The 18,894-nt window shown below is 67.8% G+C and carries 18 protein-coding genes; 13 read left to right on the top strand and 5 right to left on the bottom strand.

What is annotated here, in order from left to right; translation table 11 throughout:
* Positions 1 to 1,272 carry an MFS transporter gene (locus tag FFI87_RS24525; protein ID WP_138848713.1) on the bottom strand — a complete coding sequence of 424 codons (1,272 nt, stop codon included), beginning with the start codon at positions 1,270 to 1,272 and terminating at the stop codon, positions 1 to 3.
* A gap of 445 nt (positions 1,273 to 1,717) precedes the next feature.
* On the opposite strand from FFI87_RS24525, the gene FFI87_RS24520 reads away from it, so the two are divergent.
* From FFI87_RS24520 to FFI87_RS24480, 9 genes are all read left to right on the top strand, one after another.
* Positions 1,718 to 2,668, top strand: a complete 951-nt coding sequence (locus FFI87_RS24520; protein WP_138848714.1) for a MurR/RpiR family transcriptional regulator — start codon at positions 1,718 to 1,720, stop codon at positions 2,666 to 2,668.
* Complete coding sequence (locus FFI87_RS24515; RefSeq protein WP_138848715.1) at positions 2,665 to 3,669, top strand: isoaspartyl peptidase/L-asparaginase family protein; 1,005 nt, start codon at positions 2,665 to 2,667, stop codon at positions 3,667 to 3,669. Before FFI87_RS24520 ends, FFI87_RS24515 begins: the two co-directional genes overlap by 4 nt.
* Positions 3,670 to 3,696: 27 nt before the next feature.
* The gene (locus tag FFI87_RS24510; RefSeq protein WP_138848716.1) at positions 3,697 to 5,598 is read left to right on the top strand and encodes a dipeptide ABC transporter ATP-binding protein; all 1,902 of its coding nucleotides are present in this window, start codon (positions 3,697 to 3,699) and stop codon (positions 5,596 to 5,598) included.
* A gap of 130 nt (positions 5,599 to 5,728) precedes the next feature.
* A complete protein-coding gene (gsiB, locus tag FFI87_RS24505) occupies positions 5,729 to 7,291 on the top strand; it encodes a glutathione ABC transporter substrate-binding protein GsiB (RefSeq protein ID WP_138848717.1) in 1,563 nt (520 codons plus the stop codon).
* 67 nt (positions 7,292 to 7,358) lie between these two features.
* Complete coding sequence (gsiC, locus tag FFI87_RS24500; RefSeq protein ID WP_012365865.1) at positions 7,359 to 8,279, top strand: glutathione ABC transporter permease GsiC; 921 nt, start codon at positions 7,359 to 7,361, stop codon at positions 8,277 to 8,279.
* A gap of 7 nt (positions 8,280 to 8,286) precedes the next feature.
* Entirely contained in the window at positions 8,287 to 9,180 is an 894-nt protein-coding gene (gene gsiD / locus FFI87_RS24495; RefSeq protein WP_006751202.1) for a glutathione ABC transporter permease GsiD, read from the top strand.
* A complete protein-coding gene (locus FFI87_RS24490; protein WP_138848718.1) occupies positions 9,180 to 10,262 on the top strand; it encodes a P1 family peptidase in 1,083 nt (360 codons plus the stop codon). The genes gsiD and FFI87_RS24490 overlap by 1 nt, the downstream gene beginning before the upstream one ends.
* A complete protein-coding gene (locus FFI87_RS24485) occupies positions 10,259 to 11,086 on the top strand; it encodes a M55 family metallopeptidase (RefSeq protein ID WP_138848719.1) in 828 nt (275 codons plus the stop codon). The genes FFI87_RS24490 and FFI87_RS24485 overlap by 4 nt, the downstream gene beginning before the upstream one ends.
* Positions 11,087 to 11,339: 253 nt before the next feature.
* Positions 11,340 to 12,119, top strand: a complete 780-nt coding sequence (locus tag FFI87_RS24480; RefSeq protein WP_041490019.1) for an AraC family transcriptional regulator — start codon at positions 11,340 to 11,342, stop codon at positions 12,117 to 12,119.
* Positions 12,120 to 12,558: 439 nt separating this feature from the next.
* Here FFI87_RS24480 and pcaG read toward each other — a convergent pair whose 3' ends face one another.
* The 3 genes from pcaG to FFI87_RS24465 all read right to left on the bottom strand — a co-directional run bounded on the left by pcaG (position 12,559) and on the right by FFI87_RS24465 (position 14,721).
* Positions 12,559 to 13,152, bottom strand: coding sequence for a protocatechuate 3,4-dioxygenase subunit alpha (gene pcaG / locus FFI87_RS24475; RefSeq protein ID WP_138848720.1), 594 nt, complete (start codon positions 13,150 to 13,152; stop codon positions 12,559 to 12,561).
* A gap of 3 nt (positions 13,153 to 13,155) precedes the next feature.
* The gene (gene pcaH, locus FFI87_RS24470) at positions 13,156 to 13,863 is read right to left on the bottom strand and encodes a protocatechuate 3,4-dioxygenase subunit beta (RefSeq protein ID WP_011658600.1); all 708 of its coding nucleotides are present in this window, start codon (positions 13,861 to 13,863) and stop codon (positions 13,156 to 13,158) included.
* Positions 13,864 to 14,157: 294 nt separating this feature from the next.
* Positions 14,158 to 14,721: a YiiX/YebB-like N1pC/P60 family cysteine hydrolase gene (locus tag FFI87_RS24465; protein ID WP_138848721.1), complete on the bottom strand. Its 564-nt coding sequence runs from the start codon at positions 14,719 to 14,721 to the stop codon at positions 14,158 to 14,160.
* Positions 14,722 to 14,838: 117 nt separating this feature from the next.
* Between FFI87_RS24465 and FFI87_RS24460 the strand changes: the two genes are divergently transcribed.
* From FFI87_RS24460 to FFI87_RS24445, 4 genes are all read left to right on the top strand, one after another.
* Positions 14,839 to 15,576 (top strand): helix-turn-helix domain-containing protein, encoded by a 738-nt coding sequence (locus FFI87_RS24460; RefSeq protein ID WP_012365871.1) that lies wholly within the window; start codon positions 14,839 to 14,841, stop codon positions 15,574 to 15,576.
* 77 nt (positions 15,577 to 15,653) lie between these two features.
* Positions 15,654 to 16,640 carry a pca operon transcription factor PcaQ gene (gene pcaQ / locus FFI87_RS24455; RefSeq protein ID WP_138848722.1) on the top strand — a complete coding sequence of 329 codons (987 nt, stop codon included), beginning with the start codon at positions 15,654 to 15,656 and terminating at the stop codon, positions 16,638 to 16,640.
* Between the two features lie 134 nt (positions 16,641 to 16,774).
* Positions 16,775 to 17,134: a type II toxin-antitoxin system RelE/ParE family toxin gene (locus FFI87_RS24450; RefSeq protein ID WP_012365873.1), complete on the top strand. Its 360-nt coding sequence runs from the start codon at positions 16,775 to 16,777 to the stop codon at positions 17,132 to 17,134.
* A 69-nt stretch (positions 17,135 to 17,203) separates the two neighbouring features.
* Entirely contained in the window at positions 17,204 to 17,500 is a 297-nt protein-coding gene (locus FFI87_RS24445; RefSeq protein WP_012365874.1) for an XRE family transcriptional regulator, read from the top strand.
* 96 nt (positions 17,501 to 17,596) lie between these two features.
* Here FFI87_RS24445 and FFI87_RS24440 read toward each other — a convergent pair whose 3' ends face one another.
* Positions 17,597 to 18,871, bottom strand: a complete 1,275-nt coding sequence (locus tag FFI87_RS24440; RefSeq protein ID WP_138848723.1) for an APC family permease — start codon at positions 18,869 to 18,871, stop codon at positions 17,597 to 17,599.
* Positions 18,872 to 18,894: the final 23 nt, after the last annotated feature.

Below are 18,894 nucleotides of genomic sequence, written 5' to 3'. Positions count from 1 at the left end.
TCAGGCATGCTGCGCGAGCAGGCGTTCCTGCTTCGACTGCCCGCGGATCAGCACCGCGAGCAGCGTGACGCCGATGATGTCGAACAGGCCGAGGCACGCGAACAGCGGCGCGTAGCCGATCTTGTCGGCGAGCGCGCCGACCAGCAGCGAGAAGCCGAGCCCGCCGATCCACGCAGCCATTCCCGCGAAGCCGCTGGCGGTGCCGACTTCCTCGGAGTCGAACACGTCGGCCGACAGCGTGTTGACGAGTGCGGAGATCATCTGGTGCGCGAAACCGCCGACGCAGAACAGTGCAATGGCCATGTACGGCGACGACACGAGCCCGATCGTCGCCGGCCCGAGCATCAGCACCGCGCCGAGCGCGACGCCCGCGACCCGCGACCATACGAGCGGCAGACTGAACCGTTTCGCGAGGTAGGGCGACAGGTAGCCGCCGGCGATGCCGCCGAGGTCAGCGGCGAGGAACGGCATCCACGCGAAGATCGCGATCTCCGTGAGCGCCATGTGGCGTTCGGTCGCGAGATACAGCGGAATCCAGAAGCTGAAGGTCTGCCATGCCGGTTCCGCGAAGAAGCGCGGCAGCGCGATCGCCCAGAAGCGGCGCGCGGTGACGACGTCGCGAATCCGGCGCTTCGACACGGCCGGCATCCTGGCCTGGCCGTCACTGATCAGCGTGCGCTCCTGCGACGAAATGCGCGGATGCTCGGCCGGCGACCGATACTGCGTGTACCAGAGCACGGCCCACGCGAAGCCGAGCGCGCCGGTGACCATGAACGCGGATTGCCAGCCGAACCGCATCGACAGGAACACGACGAGCGGCGGCGCGATCGCGGCGCCGAGCGACGTGCCCGCGTTGAAGTAGCCGACCGCGACGGATTTCTCGCGATCGGGAAACCATTCGGCGACGGCCTTCATTCCCGACGGAATCGCCGCGGCCTCGAACAGCCCGAGCAGCCCGCGCAGGATGCCGAGCGACAGCCAGCCCGACGCGAAGCCGTGCGCGACGCCGACCACCGACCACAGCATCGCGAACAGCGCGAAGCCGAGCCGCAGCCCGATCAGGTCGACGATGAATCCGCACACCGGCTGCATGATCGTGTAGCCGATCTGGAACGCGCCGACGATGTACGAGTACCGCTGCGTCGAGATCGCGAACACGTGCTTCAGTTCCGGTGCGAGCACCGCGAGGGAATTTCGCGCGAGATAGTTGAGGATCGTGCCCAGACATACCAGCACGATGATCCACCAGCGCAACGCCTTGACTGTCTTCACTGCTGTCTCCTGATTCATCCAAGCCCGCCCGCGGGGGCGCCTTGCTCAGTCTTATTCATACGATGTCCGATCTTAACGGCTGCCGATTTGCCTGATTCCGGCACGAAAGGGCCGTGTTCACTTGAACATCCAGCTGGAATCGAAAGCTACGTTATCTGACGACTGATCATTTTCGAACATCCTATGTTCGAATTCGAATCCGGTCAACGTGAAACTGCATTCGAACGAACGTACTCGGGTTTTCCCGATTGGCGTGCGATACGGCGTCCGTGGCCGAGGTGCGCGCGGGGGTGCAGAACGCGCGTGCGAAGGGACCGAGCACCGGTCGTACGACTCACCAACCAGAAAGGCACGACGGGGCCGTGACAACCCTGATGAAAATTTATTTTTTTCCGGACGGCGGATTGTGTAAATTGATTTTCATCTACCTTGCAAAACCCTTCGCATGACGCCTCTCGCTCCGCACGAAGCCAGTCAGGATGAATCCGCGATCGCGGAGCGCATCGCGTCGGCCATGCCGCGGATGACGCCGATCCATCGCCGGATGGGCGAGTTCGTGCTCGCGAATCCCTTTCGCGCGGCGACGATGCGGATCGACGAGCTCGCGCAGGCGGTCAATGCATCGATCGCGACCGCGAACCGCTTCGCGAAGGCGCTCGGCTTCGACGGCTATCCGGCGATGCGCGCGGCGCTCGTGCGCGGCTTCGAGGCGACGCTCGGCCCCGTCGAGCGGCTGCGTTCCGCGCAGGAGCAGGAACAGGAGCAGGGCGTTCGCGGCGCCGCATGGATCGATGCGGTGTTCGACCAGGCCATCGAGAACATCGAGAACACGCGTGCGCGGCTGGATGCGACCGACGTCGAGGCGGCCGTCGAGGCGATCGTCGGCGCGCGGCGCGTGCTGATCCTCGGCGCCGGGTCGAGCGCGTTTCTCACCGGCTTGATGGAACACGGCTTGTCGGTGTGTCACGACAACGTGCAGTCGCTGGCGCTGCTCGGCGGCCCTACGCATGCGGCGCGGCGCTTGTATACGGCCGACTCGCGCGATCTCGTGATCGCGCTCGCGTTTCCGCGCTACGTGAAGGACACGATCGAGCTTGCCCGCCGCGCGGCCGCGCGTGGCGCACGCGTGCTCGGCATTTCCGACGGGCCGGGCTCGCCGCTTGCGCCGGTCGCGTCGCTGAACCTGTACGTGAAAGCCCAGCGGCGTTTCGCGGCCACGTCGGAAGCGGCCGTGCTGACGATGATCGAGGCGCTGATCGATGCGGTCGCGCTGCGCACGCACCGCTCCGCGAAGTCCGCCGCCGAAATGACCGAATTCCTGTTGCCGTGGCTGATGCAGCCGCAAGCGGCGCTGCCGGCCGCCAACCCTTCTTCCTCCGGTCCGAAAAAATCATGACTTCACCCGCGATCATCGCGATTCATGGCGGCGCAGGCACGATCCTGCGCGAGGCGATGGATACCGATACCGAGCGCCGGTACCGCGCCGAGCTCACCGCGATCCTGCAGGCCGCGCAGCAGGTGCTCGCCGACGGCGGCAGCGCGCTCGACGCCGTCACCGTCGCGGTGCGGATGCTCGAGGACTGTCCGCTCTTCAACGCAGGGCGCGGCGCGGTCTATACGGCCGAAGGCAAACACGAACTCGACGCGGCGGTGATGGACGGCGCGACGCTCGCGGCCGGCGCGGTGTGCAGCGCGACCCGCGTGCGCAATCCGGTGCTCGCCGCGCGGCGCGTGATGGAGGCGAGCGAGCACGTGCTGTTCGCCGGCGCGGGCGCCGACGCGTTCGCGGCCGAGCAAGGCCTCGAACTCGCCGAGCCCGGCTACTTCGACACCGAAGCGCGCCATGCGCAGTGGGTCAAGGCACGCGCGGCCGCCGGCACGATGCTCGATCACGACGCCGCGAGCTTCGCGTTCGGCGCAGGACAACCGGAGGGGTCGGCCGCGCCGGCCGAGCCGCTCGATCCCGATCGCAAGCTCGGCACGGTCGGCGCAGTCGCATGCGACCTCAACGGGCATGTCGCGGCGGCGACGTCGACCGGCGGCATCACGAACAAGCAGCCCGGACGCGTCGGCGATTCGCCGATCATCGGCGCCGGCTGCTACGCGGACGACGCGACCTGCGCGGTATCCGCGACGGGCACCGGCGAGATGTTCATCCGGCTCGCGACCGCGCACGACGTGGCCGCGCAGATCGCGTATCGCGGCGCATCGCTCGCCGACGCCGCGCACGACGCCGTGATGAACAAGCTGCCGCGGCTGGCCGGGCGCGGCGGGATCATCGCGGTCGATGCGCATGGCAACGTCGCGATGCCGTTCAATACGGAAGGGATGTACCGAGGCTATGCGCGCGTCGGCGAGACGCCCGTGGTCGGCATCTATCGCGACGATGCGGCCTGATTCCGGATCGCACCAGGAGAGCTACGCATGACTTCGAGCCGAACCCCGTCCGCGCTGGTGCTGCCGGATCAGCGCGTCGTCGCAGTCGACGACCTGTCGGTCATGTTCCGTCGCGGCGCCGCGACGTTCGATGCGGTGCGCAACGTATCGTTTCACGTCGATCGCGGCGAGACGCTCGCGATCGTCGGCGAATCGGGCTCCGGCAAGTCGGTCACGTCGCTCGCGCTGATGCGGCTCGTCGAGCACGGCGGCGGCGAGATCACGAGCGGCCGGATCGCGTTGCGGCGTCGCGGCGGCGCGCTCGTCGACCTCGCCCAGGCGAGCGCGGCGACGATGCGCGGGATCCGCGGCGCGGACATCGCGATGATCTTCCAGGAACCGATGACGTCGCTGAACCCGGTGTTTACGGTCGGCGACCAGATCAGCGAGGCGATCGCGCTGCACCAGTCGAAAAGCGCGACCGACGCGCGGGCAGAGGCGTTGCGGCTGCTCGATCTCGTGCGCATCCCGGAGGCGCGCCGCGTGTTCGCGCGGTATCCGCACCAGTTGTCCGGCGGGATGCGGCAGCGCGTGATGATCGCGATGGCGCTGTCGTGCCGGCCCGCGCTTTTGATCGCCGACGAGCCGACAACCGCGCTCGACGTGACGATCCAGGCGCAGATCCTGCAGCTGATCCGCGGCCTGCAGGACGAAATGAACATGGGCGTGATCTTCATCACGCACGACATGGGCGTGGTCGCCGAAGTGGCCGACCGCGTGCTCGTGATGTATCGCGGCGAGAAGGTCGAGGAGGGCGAGTCCGAGCGCATTTTCGCGACGCCCGCGCATCGCTACACGCGTGCGCTGCTCGCGGCCGTGCCGCGGCTCGGCTCGATGCAGGGCACCGATATCCCCGAGAAATTCCCGCTGCTGAAGGTGGACGCGACGGGCGCGGCCGCGCCGGCGTCCGCCGCGCACGATGCCGCCGACGCGCAGCCGCGGGTCGATGCGGCCGCGCCGCCGATTCTGCGCGTGCGCGATCTCGTCACGCGGTTTCCGGTGAAGAGCGGCGTGTTCGGCCGCGTGTCGCAGTACGTGCATGCGGTCGAGCGCGTGAGCTTCGAGCTGCGCGCGGGCGAGACGCTCGCGCTCGTCGGCGAATCGGGCTGCGGCAAGTCGACCACCGGGCGCTCGCTGCTGCGCCTCGTCGAATCGCAGAGCGGCTCGATCGAATTCGACGGCCGCGACATCAGCGCGATGAAGGGCGCGGACCTGCAGGCGCTGCGCCGGAACATCCAGTTCATCTTCCAGGATCCGTTCGCGTCGCTGAACCCGCGCCTGACGGTCGGCTTCTCGATCATGGAGCCGCTGCTCGTGCACGGTGTCGCGAGCGGCCGCGAAGCGCAGGCGCGCGTCGACTGGCTGCTCGACAAGGTCGGCTTGCCGCCGGAGGCCGCGCGCCGCTATCCGCACGAATTCTCGGGCGGCCAGCGCCAGCGGATCGCCATCGCACGCGCGCTCGCGCTGAACCCGAAGGTCGTGATCGCCGATGAATCGGTGTCCGCGCTCGACGTGTCGGTGCAGGCGCAGATCGTCAACCTGATGCTCGACCTGCAGCGCGAACTCGGCGTCGCGTATCTGTTCATCTCGCACGACATGGCGGTGGTCGAGCGCATCAGCCATCGCGTCGCGGTGATGTATCTCGGCCAGATCGTCGAGATCGGCCCGCGCCGCGCGGTGTTCGAGGCGCCGCAGCATCCGTATACGAGGAAGTTGATGAGCGCGGTGCCGGTGGCCGACCCCGCGCGCCGGCATGCGCCGCGCCAGCTTGCGGCGGACGAGATTCCGAGCCCGATCCGCGCGATCGGCGACGAGCCGACGGTCGCGCCGCTCGTCGCGGTCGGCCCCGATCATTTCGTCGCGACGCATCGCGTCGGCGGCGCGTATTGAATTGAACGGCGAGTCGCATATGGACCGCAGCTGCGCACGCGCCAGGCAACGGCGTCATTTCCCCGAGCGGATGCAGTCACGCCGCGATTTCCACCACGCGTTACCGAATCATCCACAGGAGCCAGACAAAATGAACAAGCCGCATTCGTTCCCGGTGTTCCGTCCACGCGCACTTTTCGTCGCGGGGGCAGGCGCGCTCGCGCTGTCGGTCGCGGCACCCGCGTTCGCGCAACAGAACGTCGTGGTCGCCGTGTACTCGACGTTCACGACGATGGACCCGTACGACGCGAACGACACGGTGTCGCAAGCGGTCGTCAAGTCGTTCTACGAAGGGCTGTTCGGCTTCGACAAGGACATGAAGCTCGTCAACGTGCTCGCGACGGGCTATCAGGCGTCGCCCGATGCGAAGGTCTATACGGTCAAGCTGCGCGACGGCGTGAAGTTCCAGGACGGCACCGACTTCAACGCCGCCGCGGTGAAGGCGAACTTCGACCGCGTGACCGATCCGGCGAACAAGCTGAAGCGTTACGGGCTGTTCCGCGTGATCGAGAAGACCGAGGTGGTCGATCCGATGACGGTGAAGTTCACGCTGCGCGAGCCGTTCTCCGCGTTCATCAACACGCTCGCGCACCCGTCGGCGGTGATGATTTCGCCGGCCGCGCTGAAGAAGTGGGGGCGCGACGTATCGCTGCATCCGGTCGGCACGGGCCCGTTCGAGTTCGTCGAATGGAAGCAGACCGACGACATGAAGGTGAAGAAGTTTGCGGGCTACTGGAAGAAGGGCTATCCGAAGGTCGATTCGATCGACTGGAAGCCGGTGGTCGACAACAACACGCGCGCCGCGCTGCTCAAGACCGGCGAGGCGGATTTCGCGTTCACGATTCCGTTCGAGCAGGCCGCCGACCTGAAGAGCAACCCGAAGGTCGAGCTGATCGAGCGGCCGTCGATCATCCAGCGCTACATCTCGCTGAACACGCAGAAGAAGCCGTTCGACAATCCGAAGGTGCGTGAGGCGCTGAACTACGCGGTCAACAAGGAAGCGCTGGCGAAGGTCGTGTTCGCCGGCTATGCGACGCCGCAGACGGGAGTCGCACCGATCGGCGTCGAATACGCGACCAAGCTCGGGCCGTGGCCGTACGATCCGGCGAAGGCGCGCGCGTTGCTGAAGGAGGCCGGCTATCCGAACGGCTTCGAATCGACGCTCTGGTCCGCGTACAACCATTCGACGGCGCAGAAGCTGATCCAGTTCGTGCAGCAGCAGCTCGCGCAGGTCGGTGTGAAGGTGCAGGTGCAGGCGCTGGAAGCCGGCGAGCGGGTCGCGAAGGTCGAGAGCGCGCAGGATCCGGCCGCGGCGCCGGTGCGGATGTACTACAGCGGCTGGTCGGCCTCGACGGGCGAGGCGAACTGGGCGCTGTCGCCGCTGCTCGCGTCCACGTCGGCGCCGCCGAAGCTCTACAACACGGCGTACTACAAGAACAGTGCGGTCGACGATGCGCTCGCGAAGGCGCTCGAGACGACCGACCGTGCGAAGAAGGCAACCCTGTACGCCGATGCGCAGAAGCAGGTGTGGGCCGACGCGCCGTGGATTTTCCTGGTGCAGGAGAAGATCGTTTATGCGCGTAACAAGCGCCTGCACGGCATGTACGTCATGCCGGACGGTTCGTTCAACTTCGACGAAATCTCGGTGAAATGACGGCGGTTCACCCGCTGCGCGGCGCCGGCGGCACACGCTGCCGGCGCGCTGATTCGATCGGTGCCCCATGCTGAATTTTCTCGTCAAACGCCTGTTCGGCCTGCTGCCCACGCTCGCGATCGTCGCGGTGCTGGTGTTCCTGTTCGTGCACCTGCTGCCGGGCGACCCGGCGCGGCTCGCGGCGGGCCCCGAAGCCGACGACGCGACGGTCGCGCTGGTGCGCGCCGATCTCGGCCTCGACCGGCCGCTGCCCGCGCAGTTCGCGAACTTCTTCGTGAAGATCGCGCACGGCGATTTCGGCACATCGACGCGCAGCAAGCGGCCGGTGTCGACGGAGATCGGCGAGCGCTTCATGCCGACGCTGCTGCTGACGCTCGTCAGCATGGTGTGGGCGACGGCGTTCGGGATGGCGATCGGCATCGCGTCGGCGGTGTGGCGCAACCGCTGGCCCGACCGCATCGGGATGACGATCGCGGTGTCGGGCATCTCGTTTCCGGCGTTCGCGCTCGGCATGCTGCTGATGGAAATCTTCTCGGTGAAGCTCGGCTGGCTGCCCGTCGTGCCGGATGGCACGTGGAAAAGCTACGTGCTGCCGTCGCTGACGCTCGGCGCCGCGGTCGCGGCCGTGATGGCGCGCTTCACGCGCGCGTCGTTCGTCGAGGTGCTCAACGAGGACTTCGTGCGCACCGCGCGCGCGAAGGGCGTGCACGAGCCGATGGTCGTGCTCAAGCACTGCCTGCGCAACGCGATGATCCCGGTCGTCACGATGATGGGGCTGCAGTTCGGCTTCCTGCTCGGCGGCTCGATCGTCGTCGAGGCCGTGTTCAACTGGCCGGGGCTCGGGCGCCTGCTGGTCGACGCGGTGACGATGCGCGACTACCCGGTGATCCAGGCGATCGTGCTGCTGTTCTCGCTGGAATTCATCCTGATCAACCTGACCGTGGACGTGCTGTACGCGGTCATCAACCCGACCATCCGGTTCAAGTGAGGCTCGCATGAACGCGACTGTCCAGCCCGCGGCGCCGGCCGCATCGAACGCGGTCCGCACGCCGTGGCACGAATTCTGGCGCAAGTTCCGCAAGCAGACCGTCGCGCTCGTCGCGGGCGGTTTCGTGCTCGCGCTCGTCGTGCTGGCGTTCGTCGGCCCGCACATCGCGCCGTTCGATCCGGAAAACTATTTCGACTACGACGCGCTGAACGCGGGGCCGTCGGCCGTGCACTGGTTCGGCGTCGATTCGCTCGGCCGCGACATCTTCAGCCGGATCATCACCGGCACGCGCATCTCGCTCGCGGCCGGCTTCTTCTCGGTCGCGCTCGGCGCGCTCATCGGCACGTTCTTCGGGCTGCTCGCCGGCTACTACGAAGGCTGGTGGGACCGCATCACGATGCGCGTGGCCGACGTGCTGTTCGCGTTCCCGGGGATCCTGCTCGCGATCGGCGTGGTCGCGATCCTCGGCAACGGGATGGTCAACGTGATCTGCGCGGTCGCGATCTTCAGCATTCCGGCGTTCGCGCGGCTCGTACGCGGCAACACGCTGATGCTCAAGCACATGACCTACGTGGAAGCCGCGCGCAGCATCGGCGCGTCCGACTGGACGATCATCATGCGGCACATCCTGCCGGGCACCGTGTCGTCCGTCGTCGTTTACTTCACGATGCGGATCGGCACGTCGATCATCACGGCGGCAAGCCTGTCGTTTCTCGGGCTCGGCGCGCAGCCGCCGACGCCAGAGTGGGGCGCGATGCTCAACGAGGCGCGCGCGGACATGGTGAGCGCACCGCACGTCGCGATCTTCCCGAGCCTGGCGATCTTCCTGACCGTGCTCGCGTTCAACCTGCTCGGCGACGGGCTGCGCGACGCACTCGATCCGAAGCTGGAGCGCCGTTGATGCGTGCGGTGCCGATGTGGGCCGCGACGCTGCCGGCCGGGCCGCGCGGCACGATCGCCGACGTGCCGGGCGTAACGGTCGGCCATGCGACGCTCGATGCCGGCGACGTGCAGACGGGCGTCACCGTCGTGAAGCCGCATCCGGGCGACCTGTACCGCAGCAAGGTGCCGGCCGGCGCGGCCGTGATCAACGGCTTCGGCAAGAGCGTCGGGCTCGTGCAGGTCGATGAGCTCGGCACGCTCGATACGCCGATCGCGCTGACCAACACGTTCGGCGTCGGCGCGATCGCGCACGCGCAGATCCGCGCGGCGATCGCGAACAATCCGCAGATCGGCCGCGACTGGCCGACCGTCAATCCGCTCGTGTTCGAGTGCAACGACGGCTATCTGAACGATATCCAGGCGTTCGCGGTGACGGCCGCGCATTACGACGACGCGTGCCGCACGGCGGCGCGCGACTTCGCGCGCGGTGCGGTGGGCGCCGGGCGCGGGATGTCGTGTTTCGACCTGAAGGGCGGGATCGGCTCCGCGTCGCGCGTGGTAGTCGCGGCCGGCCGGCCGTATACGGTCGGCGCGCTCGTGCTCGCGAATTTCGGCAGGCTGCCGATGCTGACGCTCGGCGGCGTGCCGCTCGGGCGCGTCGTCGCACAGCGGCGGGCCGCCGCGGCCGCGCAGGCGGCGGCGCCCGAGCAAGGCTCGATCATCCTGCTGCTCGCGACCGATGCGCCGCTCGACGCACGGCAACTGTCGCGGCTCGCACGCCGCGCGGGTGCGGGCCTGGCCCGCACCGGCTCGGTCTACGGGCACGGCAGCGGCGACATCGCGCTCGCATTTTCCACCGCATACACGATCGCGCACGACGCGTCGAGCGTCGCGCTGCCGGCCCTCGTGGCCGATGCGGCGCTCGATCCTCTGTTCATGGCCGCGGCCGAAAGCGTCGAGCATGCGATAGCCGACGCGCTGCTGCAGGCCGTGACCGTGATCGGGCGCGACGGCCACGTGCGGCAATCGCTGTGCGACGCGGTGCCCGATCTCGAGCGCCTGTTCAACGACGACAACGAAGGACGTCATATTCCGTCATGAAAATCCTGATCTCGACCGACATCGAAGGCGTCGCCGGTGTGTTCGCCGTCGAGCAGACGCGGGCCGGCAATCCGGAGTACGAACGTGCGCGCCGCTGGATGACCGCTGAGGCGAACGCGGCGATCGAAGGCGCGTTCGCGGGCGGCGCGCAGGCCGTGTGGGTCAACGACTCGCATGGCGGCTTTCGCAATCTGCTGCCCGACGGGCTCGATGCGCGTGCGCGCGTCGTGCTCGGCAAGCCGCGCACGCTCGGGATGATGGCGGGCCTCGAACAGCAGCCCGATCTCGTGTTCATGATCGGCTTTCACGCGAAATCGCAGACGCACGGCGTGCTCGCGCATACGATCAACAACTTTGCGTTCACGCAGGTGTGGCTGAACGGCGTCGAACTCGGCGAGGCCGGACTGTATGGCGCGCTGGCGCGTGAATACGGCGCGCACGTCGCGCTGGCGTCGGGCGATGACGTGTTCGCCGAGGAAACCCGGCCGCTGTTTCCGGACGCGCGTTTCGAGACGGTCAAGACGGCCCGCGGCGCATCGAGCGGCGACACGCTCACGCCGGCCGCGTCCTGCGCACGCATCGCGACCGCCGCACGCGAAACGGTCGCGCATGCGCTGTCGTCCGGCTGGCGCGCGACCGCGCATCGGCCTGCGGCGGCCGCTTGCACGCTGCGCGTGCAGACGGCCGCGCTCGCCGATCTGTTCTGCATCCTGCCGACGCTCGAGCGCGTCGATGCGGTGACGTTGCGCTTCGACGGGCCGTCGGTCGAGCACGTGGTGCGCACGTTGAACAGCCTGTCGGCCATGTCGTTCATGCTGCGGTGATGTGCGGCGCGTCATGCAGGCCCGGCGGGTGTCTCGAGCCGGAACGCTGCCATCGCGGCGACCAGCGCAAAGATGGGTTCAGTCCCACACACGATGAAACGTAGTCGGCATCTCCGCTCCGATGAAGTCGCAATCCGGCCGATTGGGCCGTCGGGTCGTGCGGCCGTCCGGTCGCACAGGCGTGGAGCGGATCTCGGACCGATCGAAGGTGACCCGCCTTCGATACCAGATCATTCATGATGGAATTCCGGCCTTGAGAAATACGCTGCCAGATCCCTACGACCACATTCCCCGTAGCGTGGTCGTGACCGCCAACGACTATCCGGCGGGCACGACGTTTCCGGAGCACGCGCACGGGCGCGGGCAGTTCGCGTTCGCGTCGCGCGGCACGATCAGCGTGTCGACGCCGCACGGCCGGTGGCTCGTGCCGCCGCAGCGCGCGTGCTGGGTGCCGCCCGGCGTGCGGCATGAAATGACGATGACCGGGGCTGTCACGATGCTCAACACGTTCGTGTCCGACGACGCGGCCCGGGCTGCGGGGCTGCCGGACCAGTGCGGCGTGTACGGCGTGTCGCCGCTGTTGCGGCAACTGATCGACGATGCGATCGAGCTGCCGGCGATGTACGACGTCGACGGCCGGGCGGGCAAGCTGATGGCGCTGCTGGTCGCGGAAATCGCGACGATGCCGCGGCTGTCGCTGCACGCGCCGCTGCCCGCCGACGCGCGCCTCGCGAGTATCTGTCGGCACCTGTTCGCGTCGCCGTCGATCGCGACCGATCTCGACCAGGTGGCGACCCATGCGGGCGTGAGCCGGCGCACGTTTACGCGGCTGTTCCGCGCGCAGACCGGCGTGAGTTTCGCCGCGTGGCGGCAGCAGGTCTGCATGCTCGCGGCGATTACGCGCCTGAGCGACGGGCAGCCGGTGACGCGAGTCGCGTTGGAGCTCGGCTATGCGAGCGCGAGCGCCTTTACGTCGGCGTTTCGCCGCATCCTCGGCGATACGCCAAGCCGGTATCTGGAGGTTCGCCGCTAGTCGCGGCGGCGCTGCGGTTGCGGACGAAAAAAACGCGCCTGCCAGGAATCGGTCAGGCGCGCTTAAAGGCACTCGGTCAGAAAAAATGCGCGACCAGCCGGCGGGGCGGCGTTCGCGCATTCATTCATGAAAATTGTTGCCTATCCCGATTCAATGCCATCGGTGTATCGCGGATAGCCAAGCATACGCCGCATAACACGCGAACGAAATCGCGTGCTCCCAACGATTCATGTGCTGCCGCAGCATGCGTTTCAATCGCGCGTTCGACGCCGAGGTCGGAGGCCACCAATCATGGACTTTGGCGATGGTCGTCGCGCGTGCTGCGACACAACATCGAATGTTGCCGCCCGAAAACGAAAACCGCCGCATGACGCGATGCCTGTCGGTATCGCGCCACACGGCGGTTCGGTGCGCGCAGCCGGCTGCGCCGGCTCGCGCGTCACACGTCGAAGAACACGGTTTCGTCCGGCCCCTGCATGCGGATGTCGAAGCGGTACACGACGGGGCGGCCCGGCTGCGCATCGCGTTTCGCGACGAGCGTCGCACGGCGTTCGGCCGGCACCAGGTTCAGCACCGGATCGGCCGCGTTCGCCGCGGCTTCGTCGTCGAAATACACGCGGGTGAACGTGTGGGTCAGGATCCCACGCATCATCACGGTCACGTTGATATGCGGCGCTTCGTCGGCGGCGATGCGGCCCGGCTTTACCGTCGGGACCACGAAGCGGTTCTGCGGGTCGGTGCCCGTGCCGACGCGTGCGAAGCCCGTGAAGCCGGACTTCGCGATGTCGTCACGCGACGCGGGATAACGGCCCGCACCATCCACCTGCGTGAATTCGAGCACCGCGTCGCCGACGACGTTGCCGTCGCCGTCGAACACCTGACCGACCAGCAGCACGTGCTCGCCTTCGGCGTCCGGCGTGGCGATCGTCGGCGTGAACAGGCTCTTGAGGTCGTAATCGTATTGCTGCGGGCACAGGCCGTATGCGAAGTACGGGCCGACCGTCTGCGAAGGGGTTTGCTTCAGCGTCGTCATGGTTCAGCGCTCCATCGGGGTAGCGTCGCGGCCGCGCAGCACGATGTCGAATTCGTAGCCGAGCGCATAGCCTTCTTCGGTGATGTCCATCGAGAAGCGCGAGATCAGGCGATCGCGCGCGGCTTCCGGCGTGCCCTGGAAGATCGGGTCGTACGCGAGCAGCGGATCGCCGGGGAAGTACATCTGCGTGACGAGGCGCGAGCCGAAGTAATCGCCGAACAGCGAGAAGTGAATGTGATTCGGGCGCCACGCGTTCGGATGGTTGCCCCACGGATAGGCGCCGGGCTTGATCGTCAGAAAGCGGTAGCGGCCTTCGTTATCGGTCAGGCAGCGGCCCGCGCCGAGGAAGTTCGGATCGAGCGGCGCGTCGTGCTGGTCGACCTTGTGCACATAGCGGCCGGCGGCGTTCGCCTGCCATACCTCGACGAGCGTGTTGCGCACGGGCTTGCCGCCTTCGTCGAGCACGCGGCCGGTGACGACGATGCGCTCGCCGAGCGGCTCGCCATTCTTTACCGAGTTCTTCGTCAGGTCATGGTCGAGCGCGCCGAGATCCTCCGCGCCGTAGACGGGCGCGTACTGGTCGCGCAGCTTTTCCTTCAACGGAATCATCGGGCGCGTCGGGCCGCGCTTCACCGACGAACGGTACTCGGGGTGGACATACGCGGGATGCGACGGCCAGTCGCGCGGCGTGAGGATCGTGGGGGAATCCATCGGGTGTCTCCTGATAGGTATTTCGCGAGGGGATGGCAAGACTGTAACCAATCCGGAAAGTTATGCAAAATGACCTTTTTTAGCGAATCGCATAACCATTCGTTATGTTCGCCGACCCCAATGAAAATCGCCGGACAGGGCGGCCTGTCCGGCGGAAAAAGCGATCGGGCTTCGCGTCGTCGGTGACGACTCCATGCACGGCCCTCCAGCCAGCCCGTCGCTGCTTTTTTTTGTTTCGTTGTTGTTGTTATCAGGTCTCCCCGAGCGTGTTCGTCCTTCGTTCCTCGTCGTTCGTTACGGTCGGGCGGGATCGAAGACGATCCCGTCGAATTCGAGCGACAGCGTGCCGCTGCGCAGCAGCGCGGCCGGCGTCGCGGTGCGCTCGGCGCCGAGCACGTCGCCCACGTAGTTCGCGCAGAACCCGCGGTGCGCGAGCAGGCTGAAGCGGCTGCCGAGCAGCCCGTCGATCCGCTGTTCGGCCAGCGCGTGCACGTGGCGTTGCGCGTCGGCGGTCGGTGCCGCGACGCGGCGAGCCAGCGCGACGCGTCCGCCGTCGGCGCGGGCGATGAAGCGCGACAGCAGCGTGAGCTTCGTCCGCGCAAACGCGGGCTCGGCGACCAACGGTTCGTCGCCCGACGTATCGACGACGATGCCGAAGCGATCGGCCCACGCGCCTGCGTTGCGTGCCGCGTCGCGCAATGCGCCGGCCGGTACGCGGATGAACACGAGATCCCCGACGTGCGCGCCGGCGGCCAGGATGCGCACCGTGGCGAGCGGCAGCGTGCGGTCCGTGTCGCGGGCGTCGCGCGGCGCGGTGGGATGCGGTTCGAAGGCGGTGGTGTCGGTTCGGGTGCTCATCGCGGCTCCGTGCAGTGACAGGACGGAGCGGATTATGCTGACAAGTATCCAAAAGTGCTTGTCTGGATGCTCGGGTAGCCTAATATCCGACCTTGAGCGCCATTTTTCGATACCGACATGACCGAAACCGCCCAACTCATCGAAACGCTGAAGCGTCAGCTAAAGGCGCAGGGAATGACTTATCGCGACGTCGCGCGGGCGCTCGACGTGTCCGAGACGAGCGTGAAGCGGCTGTTCGCGAGCGGCCGCTTCACGCTGGAGCGCGTCGTGGAGATCGCGCAACTGCTCGGCTATACGCTCGCCGAACTCGTGCAGGAGGCGTCGGCATCCGCGCCGCGCTTGCGCGTGCTGACCGAGCAGCAGGAGGCGCTGCTCGTGTCGGACGAGAAGCTGCTGCTCGTCGCCGTTTGCGCGGTCAACTACTGGACCGTGCAGGACATCGTGTCGGCCTATTGTCTGACGCAGGCCGAGTGCGTGAAATACCTGCTGATGCTCGACCGGATGAACGTGATCGCGCTGCTGCCCGGCGACCGGATTCGCGTGCGCGTCGCACGCGATTTCGATTGGCTGCCGGGCGGGCCGATCCGCCGCTATTTCCATGCACACGTGCTCGACGACTTTCTCGGCAGCCGTTTCGACGGCCCGGGCGAGACGATGACGTTCTCGCAAGGGATGCTCACCGACGCGGCCGCCGCGGAACTCGAGCAGGAACTGCGGCGGCTCGGCGCCAAGGCGGCGGCGCTGCACGCGGAGTCGTCGTCCGCGCCGCTCGGGCAGAAGCGCGGCACGGGGCTGCTCATCGCCAAGCGGATCTGGGAGCCGACCGGCTTCCACGCGCTGCGGCGCCATGCGTGACGCCGCGCCGAATGCTTGGGCCTTCCCGGAAAGTTATGCAAAATGGCACAACGTCATCACTTGCATAACCGCCCGTTATGAATAACCGTATCGCCGACGGCCGCGTCAAATTCCGGCACCTGCAGTGTTTTCTCGCGGTCGCGCAGCTCGGCGGCGTGCAGAAGGCGGCCGAAAGCCTGTCGATCACGCAGCCGGCCGTGTCGAAGACGATCGCCGAACTGGAGTCGATCCTCGGCGTGAAGCTGTTCGAGCGCGGGCGGCACGGCGCGCAGCCGACCCGCGAAGCGCAGCTGTTCATCCCGCATGCGAACGCGTGCGTGCTGGCGCTGCGGCAGGGTGTCGGGCTGCTCGCGCGCGAGGGCGGGGCCGCCGCGGCGACGCTCGAGATCGGCATGCTGCCGACCGTTGCGGCATCGCTCGCGCCCGCGCTGATGAAGGCGCTGGCCGCACGCTGGCCGCGCATCGTCGTGCGGATCGCGACGGCCGCCAACGCCGAGTTGCTGGAGCGGCTGAAGGCGGGCGCGATCGAATGCGCGATCGGGCGCCTGTCGGAGCCGGAGCGAATGATCGGGCTGGCGTTCGAGCAGTTGTACAACGAGCCGCTCGTCGCGGTCGTGCGCGCGGGGCATCCGCTGCTGGCCAGCGCCGCACCGGCCGCCGAGCTCGCGCACTATCCGGTCGTGCTGCCGCCGTTCGGCACGCTGATCCGCCAGTCGGCCGAGCAGCTGCTCGGCGCGTGCGGGGCGCCGCCACTGGATTCGTTCATCGAGGTGCTGTCGGTGTCGGTCGCCCGTGCCCTCACACTCGAGAACGACGCGGTCTGGTTCGTGCCGCTCTATGCGGCCGAATACGACCTGTCGGCCGGTGCGCTCGCGCGCCTGGCGCTGCCGTCTGCGGGCACCGACGAGCCGGTCGGGCTCGTGCTGCGCACCGATGCGCAACCGTCGCCCGTCGCCCGGACGCTGATCGACGCCGTGCGCGAAATCGCGCGGGCGCGGTTCGGCGATGCGCGAGCGCATCGCGCGCCGCCCGGCACACGCAAGCCGGCTCGCCGCGCACGTTGAGACGCCGCGCAGGGCCGGGCCACGTGGCGCTCGGCAGCCGTTCCTTCCCCCTCATTCGTTCGCCGTTCGGTCAGTAGCGGGCTTCGTCGTGCTTGGCATATCGTATCGTTTTTGATACGCTTGATGGCACGACGATGGCGAGACAGCAGATTCAGATCACGCTCGGCGTGCGGTTCTTCCGCACGGCGCACGGCAACGAGCCGGTGCGCGAATGGCTCAAGGTGCTCGGGCAGATCGAGCGCAGGATGATCGGCGAAGAGATCAAGACCGTTCAACTGGGCTGGCCGCTCGGCATGCCGCTGGTCCGGAAGATGTCGAAGGATCTGTGGGAAATCCGCGTGATGCTGCCGAGACGAAGCGCGCGCGTGCTGTTCACGGTCGTCGGCGACACGATGGTGCTGCTGCACGCGTTCTTCAAGCAGTCGCAGGGCACGCCGTCCGACGATCTCGACGTGACCGTCGCGCGGCTGAAAGCGCTCACGCACGCCATCTGAATTTCCCGGTTGCGCCGGCACGTGCGAGCGCCGCAGTGCCGGCCGGCAACGCCATGCATTGGAGTATCCATGACGACCACGAACAACCCGCATATCGGCAGCGATTTCGACACCTTCCTCGACGAGGACGGCCATCTCGAAGCGGCCACCGCCACCGCGATCAAGCGCGTGATCGCGTGGCAGATCGGGCAGGAGATGAAGGCGCAGCACATCACGAAAACCGCCATGGCCGCACGGATGAAGACCAGCCGCGCCGCGCTCAACCGGCTGCTCGACGAAACCGACACGAGCCTCACGCTCGCGACGCTCGCGAGCGCGGCCACCGCACTCGGCAAGCGGCTCAGCTTCGAGCTGGTGCCGGCCTGACGGGCATCGCGAAACGGTGCGCGGCCGGTTCGCGGTGGGCCGGCGCATCGTGGCGAACGAGCGCCGGTTCGTCCGCGCGCGGGCATCGGCGCACGATCATGTGCGCGGCCCGGCCATCCGCAGATACAGCAACGCACCGCCCGCGAGCAGCAGCGGGCACAAGATATACCATCCCGTCGTCAGAAACAGCCCGGCGACGGCGACCAGCGAAATCCACGCGCAGCGGTACGCGATGCCGCCACGCGGCAGCAGTTTCAGCGCCGCGGCCGCGCCGAGCCCATACACCATCACGAAGCAACCCGACGTGACGAGCACGAGCGGTTTCGGCCCGACGTCCGAGATCGTCGTTGCCGCGAGCGCCACGGCCGCCAGCACCGCGATCACGCCGAGACTGCGGCGCGGCACGCCACCGACCTGGCTGCCTTGCGCGAGCCACGCGGGCAGCGCGCCGTCGCGCCCGAGCGCCGCGCCGAGTTTGGCCGCACCCGCGAAATAGGCGTTCATCGTGCCGAGCGTGAGCAGCACCGCGGCCGTGGCCGCCAGCACCCGCGCGTGACCGCCGATGCCGCCCGCGATCAGTTCCGCGAGCGGCGCACCCGATGCGCCGGCCGACGGCCCGAGCACCGTCACGCTCGCGGCCGCGACCGACAGATACAGGAATCCGACGACCACGACCGCGATGGCGGCCGAGCGCGGCATGTCATGCGCGGGGCGTCGGAATTCGGCCGCGAGGTGCGTGATCGCTTCCCAGCCCGCGAAGCTCCATACCAGCAGTGCTGCAGCCTGACCGACCGCCAGCCAGCCGTGCGGCGCGAACGGATGCAGGTTCGCGGTGCGCGCATGCGGCGCGGACGCGAGCACCGCGGCCAGCAGCAGCGTGACGAGCAGTGCCGACAACACGAGCTGCATGCGACCGGACACCGTCACGCCGAATGCATTCGCTGCCGACACCGTGGCAATCAAGGCGGCGGCCGTGACGATGACGGTGGCATGCCCGCCGCCCGTGACGGCCGCGACATACGCGCCGCCGAACATCGCGGCGGCCGGCGCGCCGGCCGGCACCGCGAAATAGAAACACCAGCCGACGATCGCCGCGGCCTTCGGCCCGAATGCACGTCGCGCGTAGGTCGATACGCCGCCCGCGTCCGGATAGCGCGCACCGAGTGCGGCGAAGGTGGCCGCGAGCGGCCCCGACAGCACGACGAGCGCGGCCCACGCGAGCAGCGATGCCGGGCCCGCGACCTCGGCGGCGAGCGCGGGCAACGCAATGACGCCGGTGCCGAGCACCGCGCCGATATACAGCGCGGCGCCCTGGAAAATCGTCAGCGAGCCCGCGTGATGAACGGCGGGCGAATCGGCATGCGAAGGCATGAAAGGCAGTCTCCGGAAGGCTT

This window comes from Burkholderia sp. KBS0801 (assembly GCF_005937855.2).
In the GTDB taxonomy this organism is placed as follows: domain Bacteria; phylum Pseudomonadota; class Gammaproteobacteria; order Burkholderiales; family Burkholderiaceae; genus Burkholderia; species Burkholderia ambifaria.
The sequence above is the reverse complement of the archived record's forward strand: the minus strand, read 5'-3'. Positions and strand labels throughout refer to the sequence as shown.